This window comes from Pseudomonas sp. F007, from assembly GCF_057814275.1.
Genome location: NZ_JBVATA010000005.1, coordinates 210,050 through 232,218 on the forward strand (window position 1 = coordinate 210,050; position 22,169 = coordinate 232,218).

General features: G+C 63.2%; 17 protein-coding genes. 5 read left to right on the forward strand and 12 right to left on the reverse strand.

Going from position 1 to position 22,169, the window contains the following annotated elements:
- Positions 1 to 8 precede the first annotated feature (8 nt).
- The 10 genes from ACZYR5_RS13835 to ACZYR5_RS13880 all read right to left on the reverse strand — a co-directional run bounded on the left by ACZYR5_RS13835 (position 9) and on the right by ACZYR5_RS13880 (position 13,673).
- Positions 9 to 1,655, reverse strand: a complete 1,647-nt coding sequence (locus ACZYR5_RS13835; protein ID WP_489090531.1) for an ABC transporter ATP-binding protein — start codon at positions 1,653 to 1,655, stop codon at positions 9 to 11.
- A gap of 2 nt (positions 1,656 to 1,657) precedes the next feature.
- The gene (locus ACZYR5_RS13840; RefSeq protein ID WP_489090532.1) at positions 1,658 to 2,485 is read right to left on the reverse strand and encodes an ABC transporter permease; all 828 of its coding nucleotides are present in this window, start codon (positions 2,483 to 2,485) and stop codon (positions 1,658 to 1,660) included.
- 3 nt (positions 2,486 to 2,488) lie between these two features.
- Positions 2,489 to 3,448 carry an ABC transporter permease gene (locus tag ACZYR5_RS13845; RefSeq protein ID WP_489090533.1) on the reverse strand — a complete coding sequence of 320 codons (960 nt, stop codon included), beginning with the start codon at positions 3,446 to 3,448 and terminating at the stop codon, positions 2,489 to 2,491.
- Positions 3,449 to 3,609: 161 nt separating this feature from the next.
- Entirely contained in the window at positions 3,610 to 5,202 is a 1,593-nt protein-coding gene (locus ACZYR5_RS13850) for an ABC transporter substrate-binding protein (RefSeq protein ID WP_489090534.1), read from the reverse strand.
- A 92-nt stretch (positions 5,203 to 5,294) separates the two neighbouring features.
- Positions 5,295 to 6,710, reverse strand: coding sequence for an aldehyde dehydrogenase family protein (locus ACZYR5_RS13855; RefSeq protein WP_489090535.1), 1,416 nt, complete (start codon positions 6,708 to 6,710; stop codon positions 5,295 to 5,297).
- Positions 6,703 to 7,893, reverse strand: a complete 1,191-nt coding sequence (locus tag ACZYR5_RS13860; RefSeq protein ID WP_489090536.1) for a pyridoxal phosphate-dependent aminotransferase — start codon at positions 7,891 to 7,893, stop codon at positions 6,703 to 6,705. The genes ACZYR5_RS13855 and ACZYR5_RS13860 overlap by 8 nt, the downstream gene beginning before the upstream one ends.
- 18 nt (positions 7,894 to 7,911) lie before the next feature.
- Positions 7,912 to 9,519 (reverse strand): 5-guanidino-2-oxopentanoate decarboxylase, encoded by a 1,608-nt coding sequence (locus tag ACZYR5_RS13865; RefSeq protein WP_489090537.1) that lies wholly within the window; start codon positions 9,517 to 9,519, stop codon positions 7,912 to 7,914.
- Positions 9,520 to 9,529: 10 nt separating this feature from the next.
- The gene (locus tag ACZYR5_RS13870) at positions 9,530 to 11,629 is read right to left on the reverse strand and encodes an acetate--CoA ligase family protein (protein WP_489090538.1); all 2,100 of its coding nucleotides are present in this window, start codon (positions 11,627 to 11,629) and stop codon (positions 9,530 to 9,532) included.
- Between the two features lie 19 nt (positions 11,630 to 11,648).
- Complete coding sequence (locus tag ACZYR5_RS13875) at positions 11,649 to 12,809, reverse strand: acyl-CoA dehydrogenase family protein (RefSeq protein ID WP_489090539.1); 1,161 nt, start codon at positions 12,807 to 12,809, stop codon at positions 11,649 to 11,651.
- A 72-nt stretch (positions 12,810 to 12,881) separates the two neighbouring features.
- Entirely contained in the window at positions 12,882 to 13,673 is a 792-nt protein-coding gene (locus tag ACZYR5_RS13880; RefSeq protein WP_489090540.1) for an enoyl-CoA hydratase/isomerase family protein, read from the reverse strand.
- Between the two features lie 319 nt (positions 13,674 to 13,992).
- Between ACZYR5_RS13880 and ACZYR5_RS13885 the strand changes: the two genes are divergently transcribed.
- Both ACZYR5_RS13885 and ACZYR5_RS13890 read left to right on the forward strand, forming a co-directional pair.
- Positions 13,993 to 14,643 (forward strand): MliC family protein, encoded by a 651-nt coding sequence (locus ACZYR5_RS13885; RefSeq protein ID WP_489090541.1) that lies wholly within the window; start codon positions 13,993 to 13,995, stop codon positions 14,641 to 14,643.
- 13 nt (positions 14,644 to 14,656) lie between these two features.
- Complete coding sequence (locus tag ACZYR5_RS13890; protein ID WP_489090542.1) at positions 14,657 to 14,848, forward strand: hypothetical protein; 192 nt, start codon at positions 14,657 to 14,659, stop codon at positions 14,846 to 14,848.
- Positions 14,849 to 14,891: 43 nt separating this feature from the next.
- On the opposite strand, the gene ACZYR5_RS13895 is transcribed toward ACZYR5_RS13890, so the two are convergent.
- Entirely contained in the window at positions 14,892 to 15,245 is a 354-nt protein-coding gene (locus ACZYR5_RS13895) for a DUF1428 domain-containing protein (protein WP_489090543.1), read from the reverse strand.
- 281 nt (positions 15,246 to 15,526) lie between these two features.
- Here ACZYR5_RS13895 and pmrG point away from each other — a divergent pair, with 281 nt between their 5' ends.
- The 3 genes from pmrG (at position 15,527) to ACZYR5_RS13910 (ending at position 19,605) form a co-directional block, all read left to right on the forward strand.
- Positions 15,527 to 16,195 (forward strand): lipopolysaccharide core heptose(II)-phosphate phosphatase PmrG, encoded by a 669-nt coding sequence (pmrG, locus tag ACZYR5_RS13900; RefSeq protein ID WP_489090544.1) that lies wholly within the window; start codon positions 15,527 to 15,529, stop codon positions 16,193 to 16,195.
- Positions 16,196 to 16,354: 159 nt separating this feature from the next.
- On the forward strand, positions 16,355 to 18,061 hold the full coding sequence (gene arnT, locus ACZYR5_RS13905; RefSeq protein ID WP_489090545.1) for a lipid IV(A) 4-amino-4-deoxy-L-arabinosyltransferase: 1,707 nt from the start codon (positions 16,355 to 16,357) through the stop codon (positions 18,059 to 18,061).
- Positions 18,062 to 18,075: 14 nt separating this feature from the next.
- Complete coding sequence (locus ACZYR5_RS13910; RefSeq protein ID WP_489090546.1) at positions 18,076 to 19,605, forward strand: ArnT family glycosyltransferase; 1,530 nt, start codon at positions 18,076 to 18,078, stop codon at positions 19,603 to 19,605.
- A 179-nt stretch (positions 19,606 to 19,784) separates the two neighbouring features.
- On the opposite strand, the gene ACZYR5_RS13915 is transcribed toward ACZYR5_RS13910, so the two are convergent.
- Positions 19,785 to 21,848 (reverse strand): TonB-dependent receptor, encoded by a 2,064-nt coding sequence (locus ACZYR5_RS13915; RefSeq protein ID WP_489090547.1) that lies wholly within the window; start codon positions 21,846 to 21,848, stop codon positions 19,785 to 19,787.
- Positions 21,849 to 22,169 lie beyond the last annotated feature (321 nt).

Consider the following 22,169-nt stretch of genomic DNA (forward strand, 5'->3'; position numbering starts at 1 on the left):
GTGATTCCTTAGACTTTTTCCAGCGAAGGGGTAGACGATTGAGGTGTACGACTGGCGAGCAAACGGTCGAGCCAGTCCGGGTCCATTTGCGGTTCGGACGAAAACAGCAAACCGGTGTAATCCTGATGCGGCGGCGTGAAGATCTGCTGGCGTGAGCCATGATCGACCACCCTGCCCCGTTGCATCACCAGCACTTCATCGGCAATCGCCCGCACGGTGGCGACATCATGGGTGATGAACAGGTAGGCCACACCCAATTGCTGCTGGATGCGGTTGAGTAACTTCAGCACGCCCTCGGCCACCAGTTGATCGAGGGCCGAGGTCACTTCATCGCAGATGATCAATTGCGGATCGGCCGCCAGGGCCCGGGCGATGCAGATCCGCTGCTTTTGTCCGCCGGACAGTTCGCGGGGCTGGCGCTCCATGTAGATTGCCGGGTCGAGCTCGATCATTTCCAGCAACTCGGCGACCCGCGCACGCATGGCCTTGCCTTTGAGTCCCAGGTAGAAGGTCAACGGCCGGCCGATGATATCGACGATGCGCTGGCGCGGATTCAACGCGGTGTCGGGGATCTGGTAGATCATCTGGATCCGCCGCAACTGCTCCTTGCTGCGCTGACGGAAATCCGCTGGCAGCGGCTGACCGTCATACAGCACCTCGCCATAGGTCGGTGGCAGCAGCCCGGTGATCAACCGCGCCGTGGAGCTTTTGCCGCTGCCCGATTCACCGATCACCGCCAGGGTCTGGCCCCGATAGAGGCTCAGCGACACGTCGTGCAGCACTGGATGCTGACCGTAGCTGGCGCAGCTGTTGCGCAGTTCCAGCAAGGGTTGCTCTTGCTGCGGCAGAGCCTTGGGCTCGGTGCGGAAGCTGCGCACCGCCCACAGCGACTTGGTGTAATCCTCCCGAGGATTGCCGAGCATGCTGCGGGTCTCGGCTTCTTCCACCAGCTTGCCGTGGCGCAGCACCATGATCCGGTCGGCCATCTGCGCAACCACTGCCAGGTCGTGGCTGATGTAAATGGCGGCGATGCCGTAAGTGGCGACGGCTTGGCGAATCGCCGCCAGCACTTCGATCTGGGTGGTGACATCGAGCGCGGTGGTCGGCTCGTCGAAGATGATCAGGTCCGGGTGGCAGGCCATGGCCATGGCGGTCATCACGCGCTGCAACTGGCCGCCGGAGACCTGGTGCGGATAACGCTGGCCGATCTGCTCGGGATTCGGCAGTTGCAGCACCCGATACAGCTCCACCGCTTCGGCCTCGGCCTGGGTGCGGCTGATGCCACCGTTGCACACCGCCGTCTCGACGTGTTGATCAATCAGCCGATGGGCCGGGTTGAATGACGCGGCAGCACTCTGCGCAACGTAGGCAATACGCAGCCCGCGCAACTTACGCAGGGCTTCGGGCTCGGCCTTGAGCAGGTCGATGCCGTCAAACTGCACCGAGCCGCCGGTGATTCGGCAACCGTCGCGGGTGTAGCCCATGGCGGCAAGACCGAGGGTCGACTTGCCGGCGCCCGACTCACCAATCAGCCCCAGCACTTCACCGCGTTGCAGGGTCAGGTCGATGCCCTTGATCAGCGGGTGCCAGGCGTCGTCGTGGTGACCTTCGATGTGCAGGTCGCGGATTTCCAGCAAAGGTTTGGCAGTAGTCATGCTCAGCATTCCTTGAGACCGCTGGACTTGTGCAGCATCCAGTCGACGACGAAATTGACACTGACGGTAATCAGGGCCACGGCTAGGGCAGGCAGCAACGGGCTGATGTCGCCGAAGGTGATCAGCACCGCGTTGTCCCGCACCATGCTGCCCCAGTCGGCGGTGGGCGGTTGAATGCCCAGGCCGAGGAACGACAGCGCGCTGATGAACAGGAACACGAAGCAGAAGCGCAGGCCGAACTCGGCAATCAACGGCGCCGCGGCATTCGGCAGGACTTCGCGGGTCACCAGCCACCACAGGCCTTCGCCGCGCAGGCGCGCCGCCTCGACGAAGTCCTGCACCACCACGTTCATGGCTACCGCCCGCGACAGGCGAAACACCCGGGTCGCGTCCAGCAGCGCGATCACCAGTACCAGCGAGGTCGCGGTGGTGCCCACCACACTGAGAATCAGCAGGGCGAAGATCAACTGCGGGATCGCCATCAGGATGTCCACCACCCGCGACAGGCCCTGGTCGACCCAGCCGCCCTTGATCGCCGCCACCAGACCGCCAAGGCCGCCGAGCAGGAACGCCAGCACGGTGGTCAGGAACGCGATGCCCAGGGTATTGCGTGCGCCGTAGACCAGGCGGCTGAACATGTCGCGCCCGAGGTTATCGGTGCCCAGCAGGAACTCACCGCCCCAGGGCGCGAAGCCCTCGCCCACCACCTGGGTTTCGCCAAAGGGCGCCAGCAGCGGCGCGAACAGCGCCACGAGGATGTAGGCGAGGATCACCAGCAGGCCGAACTGGGCACTCAGCGGCGCCCGCAGCAGTTGTTTGAACAGGCTCATGGGCTACCCCTTCGGATGCATCAGGCGTGGGTTACTGGCGATGGACAGCACATCGGCCGTGGTATTGAGCAGGATGTAAGTGGCGGCGAAGATCAGGCTGCAGGCCTGGACCACCGGGATGTCGCGCTTGGCCACCGAGTCCACCAGCAACTGGCCGAGCCCCGGATAGACAAACACCACTTCGACCACCACCACACCCACCACCAGGTACGCCAGGTTCAGCGCGACCACGTTGACGATCGGTGCCAGGGCATTGGGCAAGGCGTGGCGGAAGATGATCCGCGACTGGCTGATGCCCTTGAGCCGGGCCATTTCGATGTACGGGCTGGCCAACAGGTTGATCAGCGAGGCGCGGGTCATGCGCATCATCTGCGCGATGACCACCAGGCTCAGGGTCGCCACCGGCAGTATCGAGCGCTCCAGCACCGTGGCGAACGAGGCGTCCGGCGCCAGGTTGGAAATGCTCGGGAACCAGTTGAGCTTCACCGCGAACACCAGGATCAGGATGTAGGCGACGAAGAACTCGGGGAACGACACGGCGCTCAGGGCCGAGGTATTCAGCAAGCGGTCGAACCAGCTGTTGCGATACAAGGCCGCGAGCATGCCCAGCAACAGCGCCAGCGGCACCGAGACGGCGGCCGCCAGCAAGGCCAGGCTGAAGGTGTTGCCCAGGCGTGCGCCGACCAGCTCGGCGATCGGCCGTTGGTTGGCCAGCGACACCCCGAGATCACCTTGCAGCAGGTGCCAGATCCAGTGGCCGAAACGGCTCAGCGGCGGCATGTCCAGGCCCAGTTGGGCGCGAAATGCGGCGACGGTCTCCGGGGTCGCCGATTGGCCGAGCATGGCCTGGGCGATATCCCCAGGCAGCATGCCGACCGCGAGGAAGATGATCACCGAGACCGCAAACAGCGACAACAACCCCAATGCCAGCCGCTGCGCCAGCAGTTTGTAAATACTGTTCATTGTGCAGTTCCTTGAAATGGGCAGGCCTTTGAAGACTGCGAATTACCCCTGTAGGAGCTGGCTTGCCAGCGAAGGCGGCCTGAAGTTTTGCACTGACAATGAAGACGCCTTCGCTGGCAAGCCAGCTCCTACAAGGGATCTTCATGGGTTTGGCGATTTGCTTACGCCTGCCACCACCGCTCGATCACCCGCAGCCCATCCAGCTCGCCATAGGGCGCGGTCTGGCCGCCGTGGGCCACGCGGTTGGAACGGGCCGCCACCGAGCTGGCGAACAGCGGCACGATCGCCCCGCCGTCGTCCCTGCACAGCGCCTGCATTTCGTTGTACATCTCGCGGCGCAGCGGGTCGTTCATCTCGCCACGGGCGGCGTTGAGCAACTGGTTGAAGCGCGGGTTGTCCCAGTGGGTCTCGTTCCATGCCGCGCCCTTGGCGTAGCCGATGCTGAACATGCGGTCGGCGGTCAGGCTGCTGTACCAGAACGACGTGGTGAACGGCTGCTTCATCCACACGTTGGAGAAGAACCCGTCGGCCGGCTCGCGCACCACGTCGATCTCGATCCCCGCCGCACGTGCCTGCTCCTTGAACAGCACCGAGGCGTCCACCGCGCCGGTGTACGCCGCATCCGAGGCTTGCAGACGCACCTTGAGTGAATCCAGCCCGGCCTGTTTCAAGTGGAAACGCGCCTTGTCCGGGTCATAGCTACGCTGCTCCAGCGCGGTGTTGATGAATCGGCTGCCGGGCTGGATCGGGTGATCGTTGCCCACCAGGCCGTAGCCATGCAGCACCGAAGCCAGCAGGGTTTCGCGGTTGATGGCGTGTTTCATCGCCAGGCGCACGTCGTTGTTCTGGAACACCTGACTGTCGGTGAGCATCGGGAAGGTGTAGTGCTGGGCACCCTTGGTTTCCTCGATCACCAGGTTCGGATTGCGCTTGAGCAACGCCACGGTTTTCAGGTCGACCTTGTTGATCACATCGACTTGCCCGGTGACCAGCGCATTGATCCGCGCGGCGCCGTCAGCAATGGCGATCAGCTCGGCGCTGGCGAAATGCGCGCGACCGGGCTTCCAGTAATCCGGGCTGCGTTCCAGGGTCATGCGCACCCCCGGCTCGAAGTCCTTGAGTCGGTAGCCGCCGGTGCCGACGCCCGCTTGCCAGTCCGGCAGGCCGTCCTTGCTCGGCATGATCACCAGGTGGTAATCGGCGACCACATAGGCGAAATCGGCATTGCCCGACTTCAGCTCGAACACCACGCTGTCACTGCCATTGGCGCTGACCGTGGCCACGTCGCCGAGCACAGTCTTGGCCGCCGAGGTGGATTTTTCCCCCAGGTGATGCTGGATCGAGGCCACCACGTCATTGGCCTCGAGGCTCTTGCCGTTGTGGAAGGTCACCCCCGGACGCAGCTTGAAGGTCCAGACCCGGGCATCCGGGGTCGAGGTCCAGCTCTCGGCCAATTCGGGAATCGCCGTGCCGTCGACGCCGATTTCGCTCAGGGTGTTATAGACCGCCGAGAAGCCGACGAAGGTGAAGGTATCGGCCCAGGAGCCGGGATCCCTGGAGTCGGTGGTGCTGCCGCCGGCCAGACCCAGGCGCAACACCCCGCCCGGTTTCGGCGTGGCCTCTGCGGCAAAGGCGCCGACTGGCAGGCCCATGGAAAACGCGCCGGCCACGGCGGCCGCGGCAGCGCTGTACTTGAGGAAGTCGCGACGCGGGAAAGCGGATTGCTGAGTAATTTTGTTGTTGTTATCGCTCATTGGATTGCCCCTGATCACACGCTAAATGAAATTGGCAGCACGCAAGACACCGGGCCTGGGCCCGGTGCTCATACATCTCGATCGGTTAACCGTCACACCTGGATCGCCTTCACTTCGACGAATTCGTTGAGTCCCTCCTCTCCCCATTCCCGGCCATTGCCGGACTGTTTGTAGCCGCCGAACGGCGCCTGATAATTGAAGGCCGCGCCGTTGAGGAAGCACTGCCCGGCGCGCAGTTGCCTTCCCAGGTGCAGGGCGCGCTCGGCACTGCCGGCCCAGACCGCGCTGGACAGGCCGAACGGCGAGTCATTGGCCAGCTGGATCGCTTGCGCCTCGTCGGCATAGGGGATCAGGCACAGCACCGGGCCGAAGATTTCTTCCTGGGCGATGCGCATGCGGTTATCGACGTCGGCAAACAGCGTCGGGCTCACGTAAAAACCGCGCTCGAAGGCCGCCGGGGTGTCGCCACCGCAGAGCAGGCGTGCGCCCTCCTCCTGACCGATGCGGATGTAGTCGAGCACGTTGCGCCGTTGTGCAGCGGAACACATCGGCCCGAGGAAACTCTGCGGGTCCAGCGGATCGCCCATGACCAGGCTGCGGGTTTCGGCCAGCGCGATGTCCACGGCCTCGGCATAGCGGCTGGCCGGCAGCAGCATGCGGGTCAAGGCGGTGCAGGTTTGCCCGGAGTTGATCATCACGTCCTGCACGCCATAACGCACGGCGGCAGCAAGGTCGGCGTCCTCGGCGATCAGCAACGGCGACTTGCCGCCGAGCTCCAGGCACACCCGTTTGACCGACGGCGCGGCGGCCTGGGCCACCCGCACCCCGGCGCCGGTGGAGCCGGTGAACGACAGCATGTCGACGTCCGGGTGTTTGGCCAGGGCTTCGCCGACCTTGGAACCCGGGCCGCTGACCAGGTTGAACACCCCGGCCGGCAAGCCAATGTCGGCAATCATCTGCGCCAGCAGAAACCCATGCAGCGGGGTTTCCTGGCTCGGTTTGAGCACCACGGTGCAGCCGGCAGCCAGTGCCGGGGCCAGCTTGCCGATCAACTGATGCAGCGGGTAATTCCACGGGTTGATAAAAGCGCAGACGCCCACCGCTTCGCGGATCACCAGCGAGTTGCCGACTTCGCGCACTTCGTCCATCAACGCAGCCAGTTCGACGTACTGCTCAAGCCCGGCAATCGGCCCCTCGACCTGTACCGAGCGGCACCATTGCACCGGCATGCCCAGTTCAGCGGTGATCACCGCCGCCATTTCATCGCCACGGCTGCGCAGTTGTTCGGCCAACGCCCGAATGTAGCCGGCGCGCACGCTGGACGGCGTGCGCGACCAGCTGGCGAACGCCTTGCGGGCGGCTGCTACGGCGGCGTCGACATCACGCTCGTCGCCCAGCGGCACGCTGCCGGCAATCTCTTCGGTAGCCGGGTTGATCACCTCGGCGATGCCCTGCCCCGACGGGGTTTGCCAGCGGCCATCGATAAACAGTGTGGTGTGATTAAGCATCCTGCTTTGCCTCCATCAATTCCTCAGCACACCGGGCGATGCGCTGACAGGCATCGCGCAACGGCGCTTCGCCCACCACCAGCCCCAGGCGGATATGCCCCGCGGCACTCGGGCCAAAGGCTTCACCGGCGAGCACCGAGACGCCGTGACGGTCCAGCAGGCGATCGGCGAACGCCTGGGCGCTGAGGCCGGTGGCGCGGATATCGAGCATCACGAACATCCCGCCATCGGGCTTCAAGGCGCGCACGCCGGGGCAGTCGGCGAGGCTGGCGCAGACCAGGTCGCGGCGCTGGCGATAGGCGTCTCGCATCGCCGCCAGTTCTGGCAGGTCACTTTCCAGGGCGATCACCGCCGCGTCCTGGACGAAATCCGGCGAGCCATAGAGCATGCACAGCGCCAGATTTTCCAGATGGCTGGCAAGTGCCGGCGGCGCCACCACCCAGCCGACTCGCCAGCCGGTCATCGCGTGGGATTTCGACAGGCTGTTGAGGGTCGCGGTGCGCTCGGCCATGCCCGGCAGGCTTGCCGGGCTGACGTGCTCGCCGTCGAACAACAGTTCGCTGTAGACCTCGTCGCTGATCAGCCACAGGTCATGGCCGATGCACAGCTCGGCCAGCGCCTGCCAGGTGCTGCGCGGCAGGCTCGCCCCCGACGGGTTGTGCGGGCTGTTCAAGGCCAGGGCGCGGGTTCGCGGGGTGATGCGCGCAGCGACGTCTTCGGGCAACACCCGAAAGCCGTTCTCCGAACGCACCGGCACCGGCACCACCACTGCGCCACAGGCGCCGAACACCGCTTCGTAGGTCACGTACATCGGCTCGGCGACAATCACTTCATCGCCTGGATTGAGCACACATTGGGCGACGCTGAACAGCGCGCACTGGGCGCCGGCCAGTACCGTCACCTGGTCCGCCGAGACCACCTGGCCACTGCGCTGCTGGTGCCGGCGGGCAATGGCTTCACGCAAGGCAGGCTTGCCGCGCACGTCGGCGTAATGGGTGTTGCCGGCCAGCAGGCTGTCGATGGCGCCCTGGACAATCGGCTGCGGGGTATCGAAGTCCGGGTCACCCACCGACAGCAGCAGGATGTCGTGGCCCTGTTCGCGCAGGGCCAGGGCGCGGTAGTGAATATCCCAGGCGGCCGCGCCGTCGCCGGCGATGCGTTGGGTCAGATCGGAAAAGCGCATGCGGGTGTCCTCCTCGGATCAATGGGCGCAGGCGTGCTTGAGTTCGATCAGCGTCACGCCGTTGCGCTTGAAGCCGTGGCGCAGATCGGTCTGCAGTTCGGCCAGGCTCTGCGGCTGACTCACGGTGCAACCGAAGGCGCGGGCCAATGCAGCGAAGTCCGGATTACGCGGCAACACGCCAATTGGCTCGATGTCCAGGCCGAGCATGTCATCGCGGATCTGGCCCAGGGCGTCGTTGTTCCACAGCAGCACCACCAGCGGGCTGTCCAGTTCTTCGACGGCCGTCGCCAGTTCCTGCGCGGTGTAGAGGAAGCCGCCATCCCCCACCAGCACCAGGCCGGGCCGCTGGGGCGCGCCGAACTTGGCGCCGATCCCCGCCGGCAGGCCGTAGCCCAGGGTGCCGTAGCCGGTCGGATGCAACCAGCTGCGCGGCGCCCGCGAATCGAAGGCGTAGTTGCCGGTGTAGGCCAGTTGCGTCATGTCGGTGCTGATAAAGGCGTTGTCCGGCAGCTCGGCGGCGATGCGTTGCAGGATCGCCTGGTGGATCGACTGCAACCGGCCGTGGCCGCTCTTCACCGCCTCACGCAGTGCCGCCACAGCGGCAATCGCCGCGCTGGCGTCGCGCACTTGTCCGGGCAGGCGCTCGAGCAGCGCGGACAGGGTGTGCTCGGCGTCACCGTGCAAGGCCACGGCACAGGGGTAGAAGTCGTTGAACTTGCGCGGATCGATGTCGACCCGCAGCACCTCGCCATTGACCGGCAGGCGCTCGCGCCAGAAGTCGGTGTCGGCCATCTCGGTGCCGACCGCCAGCACCACATCGGCTTCGGCGATCAGCTTCCAGCCCGGCTCCACGCACAGCGACGATCCGGCGTTCAGCGGCGCATCGGGTGGCAGCAGACCTTTACCGGCGACGCTGGTGAACAGCGGCGCGGCCAGGCGGGTGCTGATTTCCTGCAAGTGCACCGCGGCATTCAAGGCGCCGCCACCGGCGATGATCATCGGCCGTTTGGCGTTCTGCAGCTTGGCAACGGCCTGTTCAAGCACCACAGCCGCTGGCGTGCCGCGACCTGGGCGGCGCACGACTTCGTTGCTCCAATCGCGAGTGATGGGGGCGGCCAACACGTCCAGCGGTACGGAGATGTGCACCGGGCGCGGCCGCTCGCTGTCGAACACCGCATAAGCGCGGGCGATCAATTCGGGCAGGTCTTCAGCGGTCAGGGCCACCGCCGAGAACGCAGTGATAGGCGCGGTCATGGCGCGCTGATCCTGGCACTCATGGAGAATGCCCCAGCCTTTGCCGAGGCTGGCGGTGTGGTTGACGCTGGAAATCACCAGCATCGGGATCGAGTCGGCATAGGCCTGACCAATGCCGGTGGCGGCGTTGCTCACGCCGGGGCCAGTGATGACGAAGCACACCCCCGGCTTGCCGCTGACCCGCGCATAGCCGTCGGCCATGAAACTGGCGCCCTGCTCGTGCCGAGTCAGCACGTGGCGAATGCCGCTGCCGGGGAGTCCGCGATACAGCTCCAGGGTATGCACCCCGGGAATGCCAAACACGGTGTCGACCCCGTAGTTCGCCAGTAGGCGCACCAGGGCCTGGCCGCCGGTCAAGGTTGTCTGTTGCATGTTCAGTTCCTCACGCATGGCCGAGGCGAATCAACGCGTCGACCGCAGTCGTGCCAGCGGCGCCGACCAACAATGGGTTCACATCGAGTTCCAGCAGTTGCCCGGCGTTTTCGCAGGCATAGTCGCCGACCGCGCGAATCGCCGTGACCAGGCTGTCGAGGTCCGCCGCTTCACGGCCGCGAAAGCCTTGCAGCAGGGCGGCGCTGCGCAGGCTCAACAGCGCGTTGCGGATCGCGCCATCGGTGGTTGGCAGCAACAGGCAGCGACTGTCCTGGAGCAGCTCCACCAGCACACCACCGGCGCCGATCACCAGGGCCAGGGCGAAATCATTCTCGCGTTTGATCCCGACAATCAGTTCGGCCAGCGGCGGTGTCGCCATCGGCTCCAGCAACAGTTGTTCGACGACGACGTCAGGCGCGTAGGCTTTGATACTGGCGCTCATTTTTGTCAGGGCGGCGCCAAGGGCAGCTGCGTCCTTGAGATTGAGCGCCACGGCACCGGCCTCGGTCTTGTGCGGCAGTTGCGCACTGACCGCCTTGAGTACCAGCGGATAACCGAGCTTTTGCGCATCCTGCAGTGCATTGGCCGGCGTGCTCAGCACACCGTTCGGCGTCGGCAGGCCAAAGGCGCGCAACGCCTGCTTCGACTCCCACTCATTGAGCAATTGCCCCTCGCCGCAAAGCGCTGACGGGCACAGCGGCACCAGCGCCGATTCACCTAGCGCCAACAAGGCCTGGCGATTTTGCTGATAACCGGCAATCCGCCCCCAGGCAGCCAGGCCATCCTCCACCCCTTGCAGGGCCGCTACGCCTTGGGCGTGCAGACGTTCACGGGCGTGAGCTGGCAGCAGTTCGGGAAAGGCCGAGGTGACGAAGCCCGTCTTGCCGTGGCGCAGCAGCGCCTGGCAATACAGGTCCAGCAGCAGGTCGCATTCCTTGCGTTCACCGGTGAATTCAGCTGGGTAATCGAGCACCAGCATTGCCGCGTCGGCCTCGGTGCGCAGAGCGCTGTCGAGCATGCAGTTCAGGGCCTCGCCGTCGCCCCAGATCGCCGTGGTGAAGTCCAGCGGATTGACCAGGTTGGCGTAGCTCGGCAGGACCTGCGCCAGTTCGCCGACTTGGCCGTTGTCGAGCTTTGGCAACGTCAATGCATTGCGTTCGGCGTAGTCGGCAATCAGCCCGGCATCACCGCCGGAACAGGCCAGGGCGATCAGACTGTTACCCGTCGGCAGGTTGCCGCAGGCCGCCGCCTTGAGGGTTTCGACAAAACTCACCGGACCGCTGACGCGGATCACCCCGAGGCGCTCGAACAGCGCGTCATACAAGGCATCGGAACCAGACAGCGAGCTGGTGTGACTCAGGGCCAGCTCGGCACCGATCTGCGACACCCCGGTTTTCAAGGCAATGATCGGGATGCCTTTCTCCAGCGCCTTGTGCGCGGCGCGGGCAAACCCTGGGACGTTTTTCAGGCCTTCGAGGTGCAGGCCGATGGCGGTGACTCGCGGTTCGTCGAGCAGCACGTCCATCAATTCGGCGACACCCAGTTGTGCCTGGTTGCCCACCGAAGCCATGTAGGCCACCGGCAGCGAGCGGTCGCTCATCGACAGGTTGTAGGCGAAGTTGCCGCTCTGGGTCAGCACCGCCACGCCCTTCTCCACCGCCTGGCCGCCATGGGCCACCGGCCACAGCGCCGAGCTGTGCAGGTAATCCAGCAGGCCGTAGCAGTTGGGGCCGAGCAAGGCCATGTCGCCGGCCGCCTGTAGCAACTGCTGTTGCAGTGCCTGGCCTTCGGCGCCGGTTTCGGCAAAGCCCGAGGCGTAGCAGATCGCTCCGCCGGCACCGATGGCCGCCAGTTCGGCGACGCAGGTCAGCGTCAGTTCGCGGTTGGTGGCGATGAACACCGCATCCGGACCGCACGGCAGCTCGGCGATGGTGCGCACGCAGGGCACGCCTTCGAGGCTGTCGTGCTGCGGGTTGACCAGCCACATGGCTCCGGCATAGCCGCCTTCGGCACAGCGTTTGAGGGCGCGAGCCATGCTGCGGCCGCCGACAAACGCCACCTGTTGTGGCGCGAGCAGGCGTTTGAGATTGTCACGAATTGTCTGGGACATGGCAGTTCTCCGGAACCGATCAACGCAGCAGTGGGCGCAGCAGCTCGCGGGAAATGATGTGGCGCTGGATTTCCGACGTGCCTTCCCAGATCCGCTCGATCCGCGCGTTACGCCAGATGCGCTCCACCGGGCCCTCGTCCATCAAGCCCATGCCGCCGAAAATCTGCACCGCCTCGTCGGCGGCGCGGCCCAGCACCTCACTGGCAAACAGCTTGGCCATGCCGGCTTCGCCATCGGTCATGCTGCCCTGGTCCATTTTCCAGGCGGTGTGCAGGGTCAGCAGTTCGGCGGCGCGAATTTGCGTGGCCATGTCCGCCAGCTTGAACGACACGCCTTGATAGCTGCCGATCGGCTGGCCGAACTGTTGGCGGTCCGCCGCCCACTGCAGGGATACATCGAGCGCGCGCTGCGCCTGGCCGACGCAGTTGGCGGCGACCATCACCCGGCCAGCGGTCAGCCAGGCATTCGCCACTTCCCAACCCTGGCCCACTTCGCCGAGGACTTTGGACGCCGGCACGCGGCAGTCGTCGAAGAACATCTCGTAGGTGTGATAACCCCGGTTGCTGACGCACTTGGGGCCCCGGCGGATGGTCATGCCCGGGGTGTCGCGGTCCACCAGGAACGAGGTCACGGCGTTGCGTTTGCGGCCGTTGTGCTCGTAGGTGTCGGTGACGGCGAAGACGATGGCGAAATCGGCGTGGCCGGCGTGGCTGATGAAATGCTTGCTCCCATTGAGGATGAAATCGTCGCCCTCACGCACGGCGCGGGTCTTGATCGCGTTGGCATCGGAGCCGGCGCCCGGTTCGGTGAGGGCGAAGCAGTCGATCTTCTCGCCCTGGATGCATGGCAACAGGTAGTCGTTGATCTGCTCGCCCTTGCAGGCCATGAGGATTTTCGACGGCCGTGCGACGAACACGTGCAGTGCCCAGGAGACCTTGGACAGCTCGCGCTCAATCAGCGCCTGGGACAGGTAGTCGAGGCCGCCACCGCCGACTTCTTCGGGCATGTTGAAGGCATAGAAACCGGCGGCAATCGCTTTGCCTCGGATTTGCGCGGCCAGCTCCGGTGAGACTTCGTCGGCACGGTCGACCGCCTCTTCATGGGGCAGCAACTCCTTGGCGACAAAGCTGCGGACGGCTTCCACCAACATTTCTTGTTCTTGGGTCAGTTGGAAATTCATGCGGTTACCTGTGGTTCAGAGCAAGGTTCAAGGATTCGCTGGCAAGCCAGTTCCTACGGGATCTGTGGCGGGTTAGCGACCGATGAAGCGTGCGGGGCGTTTTTCCATTGCAGCGCGCAGGGCTTCATTGCCGTCCTCGCTGCGACCGCAAAGCAGGCCGGCTTCCAGCTCAGCCTGCAGCTGTTCGGCGAGACTGCGTTCGGCGCCTTCGCACATCAGCTTCTTGGTCTGGGCGAAGGCGAAGGTCGGGCCGTTGGCCAGGCGCGCTGCCAGCTCACCGGCAACACTTTGCAGTTGCTCATCGGCGCAGACTTCACCCACCAGGCCGGCCGCCAGGGCGCGCTCAGCGCCCCAGAGTTCGTCGAGGAACAACAAGCGCTTGGCCTGCTCGCTGCCGATCAGCCGCGGCAAGTGCCAGCTGGCGCCCGCGTCCGGCGAATAGGCCATGCCGGTGTAGCCGGCCTTGAAGCGTGCCGACTGCGCGGCGATGCGCAGGTCGCAGCACAGGGTCAGGTCCATCCCGGCGCCGACCGCCGTGCCGTTGATGGCGGCGATGGTGGGTTTTTCCAGGCTGTGCAGACGGGTCATCAGGGCGTGGGCGGTTTGCGTCCAGCCGTAGGTTTCCAGAGCGCCGCGAGCTTCGGCTTCGGCCCATTCATCGAGGTCGGCGCCGGCACAGAACGTGCGGCCGGTGGCGGTCAACACCACTACGCGTACCGCCGGGTCGGCATTGTGGGCATCGAGCAAGGCGTGCAGGGCTTTCAGGCTCGGGATATCCAGCGCATTGCGCTGGGCAGGACGATTGAGGGTGATCCAGGCAACGCCTGCTTCGACCTGGCTGAGCACGGACGACTGAGTAGTCATGGGAGTCCTCGAATTATTGTGTTTGGCGTGAGGTGCGGCGACTTGAGGCAATACTAAACGAGTGTTCAGTAAGGCGGCAATCGCTGGCCAGATTCGTTGTAACAACCTGCGATAACGTTCAAGTGTTTGATTTAGCTGGGTTAATAGGTGCTACCAAAACACCGGCGGATGCCCCTGTTACAACTTTGTACAACTGACCACAGCGATGCGGCAGCTCTGGCAAGTTTTCAGCGCTGACGTACACTGATAGACCCGGCTCAACGGATCGAGGGCGGCCTTCGCCACGCCGGTAGCGTCTACTGATCTGAGTGATGCCAGTATGAAAACGCTTACGTCTCTGGGTAGCTGTTTCTTCGCCTGCGCCCTGTGCAGCGACTGGGCCAGTGCGGCCGTCAACAACCGGTACTACACCACCGGATACGATTGCGCTGTCACCGCGATCAGCATCGAAAAGCTGATCTGTCGCGATCCGCAGCTGGCGCGCATGAACGTCGAAATGATCCGCCTGTATCGCCTGGCCCTCACTGATGAGCACTCGCAACCGCCACCCGACAAAATTGTCACCGACCAGCGTTTCTGGCTGCTGGCCCGTGATCAGTGCGCCAACGCCATTTACCCCAAGGTCTGCACCATCGAACGCTATGCCGAGCGGGCGTTCGAGTTGCGCCGCGGCTCGGCCATCGTCCGCACCAAAGACCCGGATCGCCTGACGGAAGGCCCGGTGGCGTTTCGCTGCAACGGACAACACGCGCCCATCACTGCCACTTACTTCAATGCCGGGCCGAATGTGGTCTATCTCAAGTGGGCGGACACCTCGATCACCCTGAGCCAGGTCTCGAGTGAAACCGGCACGCGCTATAGCAACCAGGGCAACGAGGACAATTACAGTTTCTGGCAGAACGGTGCTCTGGCGATGTTGTACCGGCCTGGCGCTCCGTCAGTCATCTGTAACCTCGAACCGGTGGGATGAACAGGAGGTGTCAATGCGCCAGATACTCAGCAAGGAACCCTGGTGGGAATTTCCGCCACAACCCGGCCAGGATGAATCGGAACTGGACTGGGGCTGGCTGGTGACCTGGAATGAAGGCGAACCGCGCTTCGAGTTCGTCAAGCAACGGCCGTCAGACAACGAGATCCGCAATCGCAAGAGTTGCCGGATAACCTCACCGGAATAATCGTACGCGGGCCTGACTCGGAGGCCGGCCCGCGGCGCATCTTTCAGACATTCACAATCCGCTCGAATCCGCCAAAGATCATGCGCTGGCCGTCGAACGGCATTTGATTGCCCTCGGCCTGCAGGCGTGGGTCGGCCATGAATTTAGCCATGGCGCTGTCGCGGGTCGGGCGGTCAGGCCAGATAATCCAGGAGAACACCACGCTCTCCCCTGCTTCGCGCTTCACCGCCATCGGGAACGACGTCACCTTGCCTTCCGGCACATCGTCACCCCAGCACTCACTGACATTCAGCGCGCCGTTCTCCTTGAAGATCACCGCCATGCGCTCAGCGTGCTGGCGGAACGCCTCTCGTTTGGCGGTGGGCACTGCAATGACAAATCCATCAACGTAGGACATGGTCGTTCTCCTGATCAACATGGGGTGTGCTGTTTAGTCGGCTGGCCTGGCGGCGGATCGACACCGGCCACCCACCACCCGACCAGCGGCAGTCTCAGCAGCCGTTAATTAAAATGATTCACATCGCTTAATACTTGAAGATTAGTACTTTCAATTTTTTCACATTAGTTTCACCTCCGCCCCACCTGCCGCTCGGCAAAGTGCCAACTATTAATCGGCCATTCATGGCATCCAACCAATTGAACTGATTGTTTAAAGACAACCAATGACGGGTGAACTCCGTGACCAATAGCGCGTTGTCAACAACGTTCTTGCAAACACTTCGCAAACATCCGTTGTTGAAATGGATACTCGTCCTGTTGGTGCTAGGTGCTGCCGTCCTGGTAATGGGACTGATGCTGTGGCCACGCTCCCCAACCTTGCTGGCGCAGGGCAATCGTCTGGCCGAGAGCCGTCTCGTCGAACAGTGGCAGGCTGGCGATCTGGTGGTCCTGGTACGCCATGCCGAACGCTGCGACCAGTCGAACAACCCCTGCCTGGGTCCGCCAGACGGTATTACTCGCGTCGGTGAGCAAGCCTCTGCCGATGTGGGCAAGGCCTTCAGGCTATTGGGCCTGGAGCGCACGGACGTGTTGACCAGCCCCACCACCCGGACCGTGCAAACCGCACATTCGATGTTCGCTCGCGAGGTCACCCAACAGGAATGGCTGGCAGCCTGCGGCGAGACCCTGCGCGATGAAGTCGTGGCGCACAAAAGCGCCGGACGCAATCTGGTATTGGTGACTCACAGCGGCTGCATCAGCGAATTCGAGGCACAAAGTGGTTTCAGGCGTGCCATGAAAGCCGCCTACACCAGTGCATTGTTTGTGGCGATCAGGCCGGATGGACAACTTCAGGTGCTGGGTACTTTGAATACCGAAGACTGGCCTATCGTGCTGAAAAATAAATAGCAACAAATTAGCCCGGTTTATCCAGTGAATTAACCCTGCTTACAGCATTTGGACAGTTTTCACTTCCTAGAATCCTACCCGCCATGTAACCAACTTTTACAACCGTACAGCGCGCTGCTGCGCGGTTGTGCTCATGTCTTTTGCCAACAAGGTTGCCTCATGAAGAGCACTTGCACCACGTTCACGTCGTTGCACGCGGCGAATGTTACGGACTTGACCACCCGGCGCTGGGCATTGGGCGGACTGTTTGTGGCCTTTGTCCTGTTCTACCTCTTGCCCTTGGTGTCCCACGGCCTGTGGATTCCCGATGAGCCACGCTACGCACAGGTCAGCCAGGAAATGCTGCACAGCGGCAACTGGCTGGCGCCGCACTTCATGGGTTTTCGCTACTTCGAAAAGCCCGCAGCCGGGTACTGGATGATTGCCCTGGGCCAGGCGATTTTTGGTGAAAACCTGTTCGGCGTGCGCATTGCCTCCGCCCTCAGCACCGGGTTGAGTGTGTACCTGGCGTATCTTCTGGCCGGACGCCTGTGGCACGACCCGCGCAAATCCTTCGCCGCCGCCCTGCTCTACATGAGCTTCGGCCTGATCGCCGGCCAAGCCGGATACGCCAACCTCGATCCGCAATTCACCTTGTGGGTCAACCTGAGCCTGGTGGCGCTGTGGCTGGCCCTGAATAACCTTACGGCACGTGGCCGCCTGGCTGCCTGGGCACTGCTCGGCATTGCCTGCGGCATGGGTTTCATGACCAAGGGCTTTCTCGCCTGGTTGCTGCCGGTGGTGGTCGCTGTGCCCTATATGATCTGGCAAAAGCGTTTTGCCGAACTGTTGCGCTACGGGCCCTTGGCGATGATCGTGGCGATCGCCGTGAGCCTGCCCTGGGCCCTGGCGGTGCACAGTCAGGAACCGGACTTCTGGCGCTTCTTCTTCTGGAACGAGCACGTTCGCCGTTTCGCCGCCGATAACGCCCAGCATGCCCGGCCCTGGTGGTTCTTCCTGCCGATCATGGTCGCGGCGAGTCTGCCATGGGCGGCCCTGCTGCCAACCACGCTGGCCCAGGCCTGGAATACCCGCCGGCAATCCACGGTGGGCTTTCTGTTGCTCTGGTTGTTGCTGCCCCTGGGCATTTTCAGCCTGAGCAAGGGCAAGTTGCCCACCTACATCATGCCCTGCCTGCTGCCGCTGGCCTTGTTGATGGCCAGTGCCCTGATCGAGCGGATCAACCAGGGCAAAGGCCGGGTGCTGCGTATCAACGGTCTGCTCAACGTGACCATTGCCACTGTGGCGCTGGTGGGCCTGATTTATCTGCAACTGCGCAAGCCGATCTTCGGTCACGAGGAAATGTTTACCCTGTCCCTGGGCTTTATCGTGCTGGTCGGCTGGATTCTCGCCAACGCGCTGCAGGCATTGCGTCCTTTGCAGTTGTGGGCCGCGCCGGCGCTGGGCATCTGGCTGCTGGTGGCGCTGCTGCCGGCGTCGATGCCGGCTTCACTGGTGCACGACAAAATGCCCGATCAGTTTATTGCCGAACATCAGCAGGCATTGAGTGAAACCCGTTCGCTGCTGAGTAACGACCTGGGCGCCGCTTCCGCTCTGTCGTGGCGCCTGAATCGGGCGCAGGTCGACCTGTACAACACGGTTGGCGAGCTCAAGTACGGCACCTCCTTTCCCGAGGCCCAAGCGCGCAAAATCGACCTGGCTGGCATCGGGCAATGGATGAGCGCGGCGCGCAAAGAGGGCTCCGTCGGCGTAGTGATGCGGGTCAACAGTGCCCTTGAGGAACAGGAAGTGTTGCTGCTGCCCACCGACGGCCAACGCTATGAACGGGGCAACCTGCTCATCCTGATTTTCCCCCAGCAGCCATGAGCGCGGAACCCTTGATGACTTCACGCCACGACGATCGCCGCGCTCTGATACTGCTGCTCGCCACCAGCGCCCTGTTGCTGCTGCTGGGTCTTGGTACTCGGGAATTGTGGGGGCCGGAGACCCGCTGGGCGAATATCGCCCTGCAGATGCTGCAAAGCGGCAACTACTTCGATCCCACCCTGATGGGCCATGCCTATTACGACAAACCCCTGCCCTCCTATTGGCTGATCACTGCCAGCAGTTGGCTGACCGGTGGCCTGGGCCATTGGTCGCTGCGCCTGTCGTCGGTGCTGGCGGCGTGGTTGAGTGTGTGGCTGGTGTACTTGATCGGCGAACAACTGTTTCGCCGGGGCACTGGGTTGGTGGCGGGCTGGCTGCTGGCAACCACCTTCTATTTCGTGTTCTGGGCGCGGGTGGCGACCGCCGACATCCTCACCTTGTGCGGCGTCCTCGCCGCCGTCTGGTGGTACTGGCGCGGGCCGGATGACACGCGACTGAGCCGCTATTGCGGGTTCTTCCTGATACTTGCCGTGACCTCGTTGTTCAAGGGCCTGATCGGATTCATCCTGCCCGGCTTGCTGCTGCTCCCCCATCTCCTGAGCGCGGGACGCTGGCGCCGCCACCTCAATCTGCGCCTGTGCGCCGCCGTGCTGTTGGCGGTGCTGATCTATGCGGTGCCGTTCTGGCTGTCCCATGTGTATGGCGCCCCGACCTACCAGCAAAGCGGCCTGGAACTGGTGTTTCGGGAAAACGTCGTACGCTTCTTCCAGCCATTCGATCAGTTCGGACCGATTTACACCTATTTGATCTACCTGCCGGTCTATACCCTGCCGTGGGCGCCGTTCTGGTTGCTGGGAGTGTGGGTGGCGCTGCGCAATTGGCGGACCCTGGAGCCCAATACTCGATGGCTGGTCCTTGGCCTGGGCTTGTTGTTCCTGTTCTTCACGGCCAGTGGCAGCCGCCGCAGTTATTACGTGTTGCCGCTGGTGCCCTTTGCGCAGCTGCTGGCCGCGTGGTGGATCACCCGGCGCTGGGCGCTGCGGGCTGCGTCTGGCGAGGTGACGGGCAAGGGGCTGCGGATCGGCATCGCCACCACCACGGTGCTGCTGTTGCTGGTGCTCGGGGTGATGGCGCCCTGGAGCAACCTCGGCGGTGGGGTCACACAGTTCGGTGCCGATGTCAGGGAGCAAGCCAGCCGCATTGCTCCCTGGGCGCAATGGCGGATAGTCATGATCGATGTCGACAACAAGGTGCCGCTGGCGCTGCAAAACCAAGGTGCGCCGTTTTATTACGTCGACGCCGGACAGGACTACCCCCGCGAGGGCAGCAGCGCACAGTTCATGGCCTGGCTGGAAAAAACCAGTGGGCAGGTGTGGGACCCGCAACGCACTGTGATTGTCACGCAGATGCGCCGCGACCAGCCGCTGCCGCTGGATTACCTGAGCGCCGATCACCAGGTCGTGGTCAGCCAGCCGGACAACGGCGAACGCCTGCTTTCGCCGCGCAAGGAAGGGACGGTGGCGTTTATTCCTGGTGGTCTGTAGCGGTGGGCCTGCTTGCAAACCCCTGTAGGAGCTGGCTTGCCAGCGAAGGCGGTGATACAGCCGACATCATCGCTGGCTGACACTCCCTATTCGCTGGCAAGCCAGCTCCTACAGTGGGTTTATGTCGATCACAGAGGCTGTGGTGCCTGCACAATCTGCAGGCCAGCAGGAAATGACCTTTACATGTCGTACCGCAACACCAGCCCCATGGTGCGAGGTGCACCGACGTCGACGGTGTTGCCGGCGCGGTTGTTGGTCATGTATTCGTGGTCGAAGGCGTTTTTCAGGTAGCCGGACACCGCGACGTTTTTGCTGATCTGGTACTCGGTGTTGAAGTTGACCAGCACGTAGGCCGCACTGTCACGCTGGCCCGAGACCTGACCCGTTGAGTCGAACTCGTACTGCGACGGCGCGCCATCCTGGTAGACGACGTCACTGTTGAAGGTCACGCCGTTGGCGAAGCGATAAGTACCACCGACCGTAGCCTTGTACTTGGGCGAGTACAGGAACGATTCGCCGCTCATGTCCTGACCGTCGCCGGTGACGAAGTCCTTGTACTTGCCGTCGGTGTAGGCGGCGCCGAGGTTCAGCGTCAGTTGCTCGTTCAGGTCCTTCTCGACAAACACTTCCAGGCCCTTGATGTCGCTGCGCCCGGCGTTGAATACGTTGACGAAGCGGTCGTCGTCGCGGCTGACCACGCTGACCTGCTGGTCCTTCCAGTCGGTGTAGTAGAGGTTGGCACGGGCACGCAGGCTCTTCTCCTGGAATGCGCCACGGTACGACAGCTCGTAGCTGGTGGTGTATTCCGGATCGTAGGCCTGGTGACCGCTGCCGGCGCGAACGTTGACGCCGCCGCCGCGATAGCCCTTCTGCACCATGAAGCCGAGGTACTGATCGGTGGCCAGTTCATAGTCGATGCCGCCCTTGGGCAGGACTGCATTGAACGAATTGCTGACCTTGGCCGGCGCCGAGAAGTCGTCTTGCTTGATGTCGGTGTCGTTGGTTTCGTGATCGAAACGCAAGCCGGTGATCAAGGTCCAGCGCGGGGCAAAGGTCCAGTTGATCTCACCGAACAGCGCCTGGTTTTCGATCGTGGTGTCGCCCTTGGCGGTACCGAACAGCTCGCCGTCAAACAACAAACGATCGTGGAAATTGTTGGTGGTGTGGCCGTAGTAGGCGCCGACGAAGCTGCGCACCGTATCGTCCTGATAGCCCAGGCGCAGTTCCTGGCTGAACAGGTCACCGTCCTGTTTGCGCAGGATCACGTCGTTGGCATCGGCACCCTGGTCAAAGTCCAGGCGTGCGCTGTAGTCGGAGCGGGTGTTGGCGGTCAGGCTGGTCAGGGTCCAGGTGTCGTTGAGGCGATAGTCGACCTTGGCGCTGAGGGTGTCCTGCTTGAGGTTGTCGTAGGGCTCGGTATTGGACTGGTTCTTGTAGTAGCGCACCCGCCCGCCTTCGCGCACCACCGAGTTGTCGCCCTGACGGTTCTCGCTGTGGGCGTAAGTCAGCAACACCTCGGTATCGTCGTTCGGCAACACCAGCAGCTTGCCGCGGGCATTGCTGGTGCGATGGGGGTTGGCGTCATCGTTGCGCGCTTGGTTGTCGATGTAGCCATCACCGTCCTGACGGTCGATGGCGATCCGTCCGGCGATCTTGTCGTCGACGATGGCGCCACCACCGGCGACGGCCAGGCCACGCTCACCGTAGTTGCCGACGTTGGTCTGGGCGGAAAAAGTCGGTTCGAAGGTCGGGTTGTTGGTCTGGATCACCACCGCACCAGCCAGTGAGTTGCGGCCCTGGGTGGTGGACTGCGGACCGAGGAAGACTTCGACCTGCTGGGTGTCCCACAGCTGGTTGGGGCTGAAGGTCAAGGCGCGGTTGGGCTGCTGGGCGCCGTCGATGAACACCGAGACGGCGCCGTTGAGGGTCGCCGGGCCCTGGTCGTCGAAGCCCGACACCGGCACGCCGCGGATGCCCCAGTTTTCGTTTCCGGCCTGGGTAAACACGCCGGGGGTACGGGCAAACACATCCACCAGGTTCTTGTCGCCATGGGTGCGCAGGTCTTCAGCAGTTTCCACGACCACGCTGGACTGGGTCTGCTCCAGGGTGCGGTTGATCTTCTCGCCGGTGACCATCACCGAATCCAGTTCCAGCGCAGCGCCCTGTTCGGCGGCCCAGGCGTTGTTGCCGAGCAGCAGCGCCGAGCCGATGGCCAATGTGATGGTGTTCTTCTTGAAATACACGCCCTGCTCCCCCGCGACATTTTGTTATGAGCCATTCGTTGCTGGCCGTTTGGTACACGCGGTGGCGGAGTCTAGGGGATCCTTGAACGGAAATAAACATTAATAATAGGCATTACCATTCGTACTTGCGCACCAACCTTTCGAATGCAAATACAAACAACATTGATTAACGATTTATTTGACGTTTTTTTCTCATCACCCACACTAAATTGCCAGCCCACGAAATTCATGCGAATGATTCGCATCTTTTGCGCAAGCTGCACGGACTGCGGAACGGGATGTGAGGCTCGCCAACGATTCCATAACCACCGCAGGAGTTAC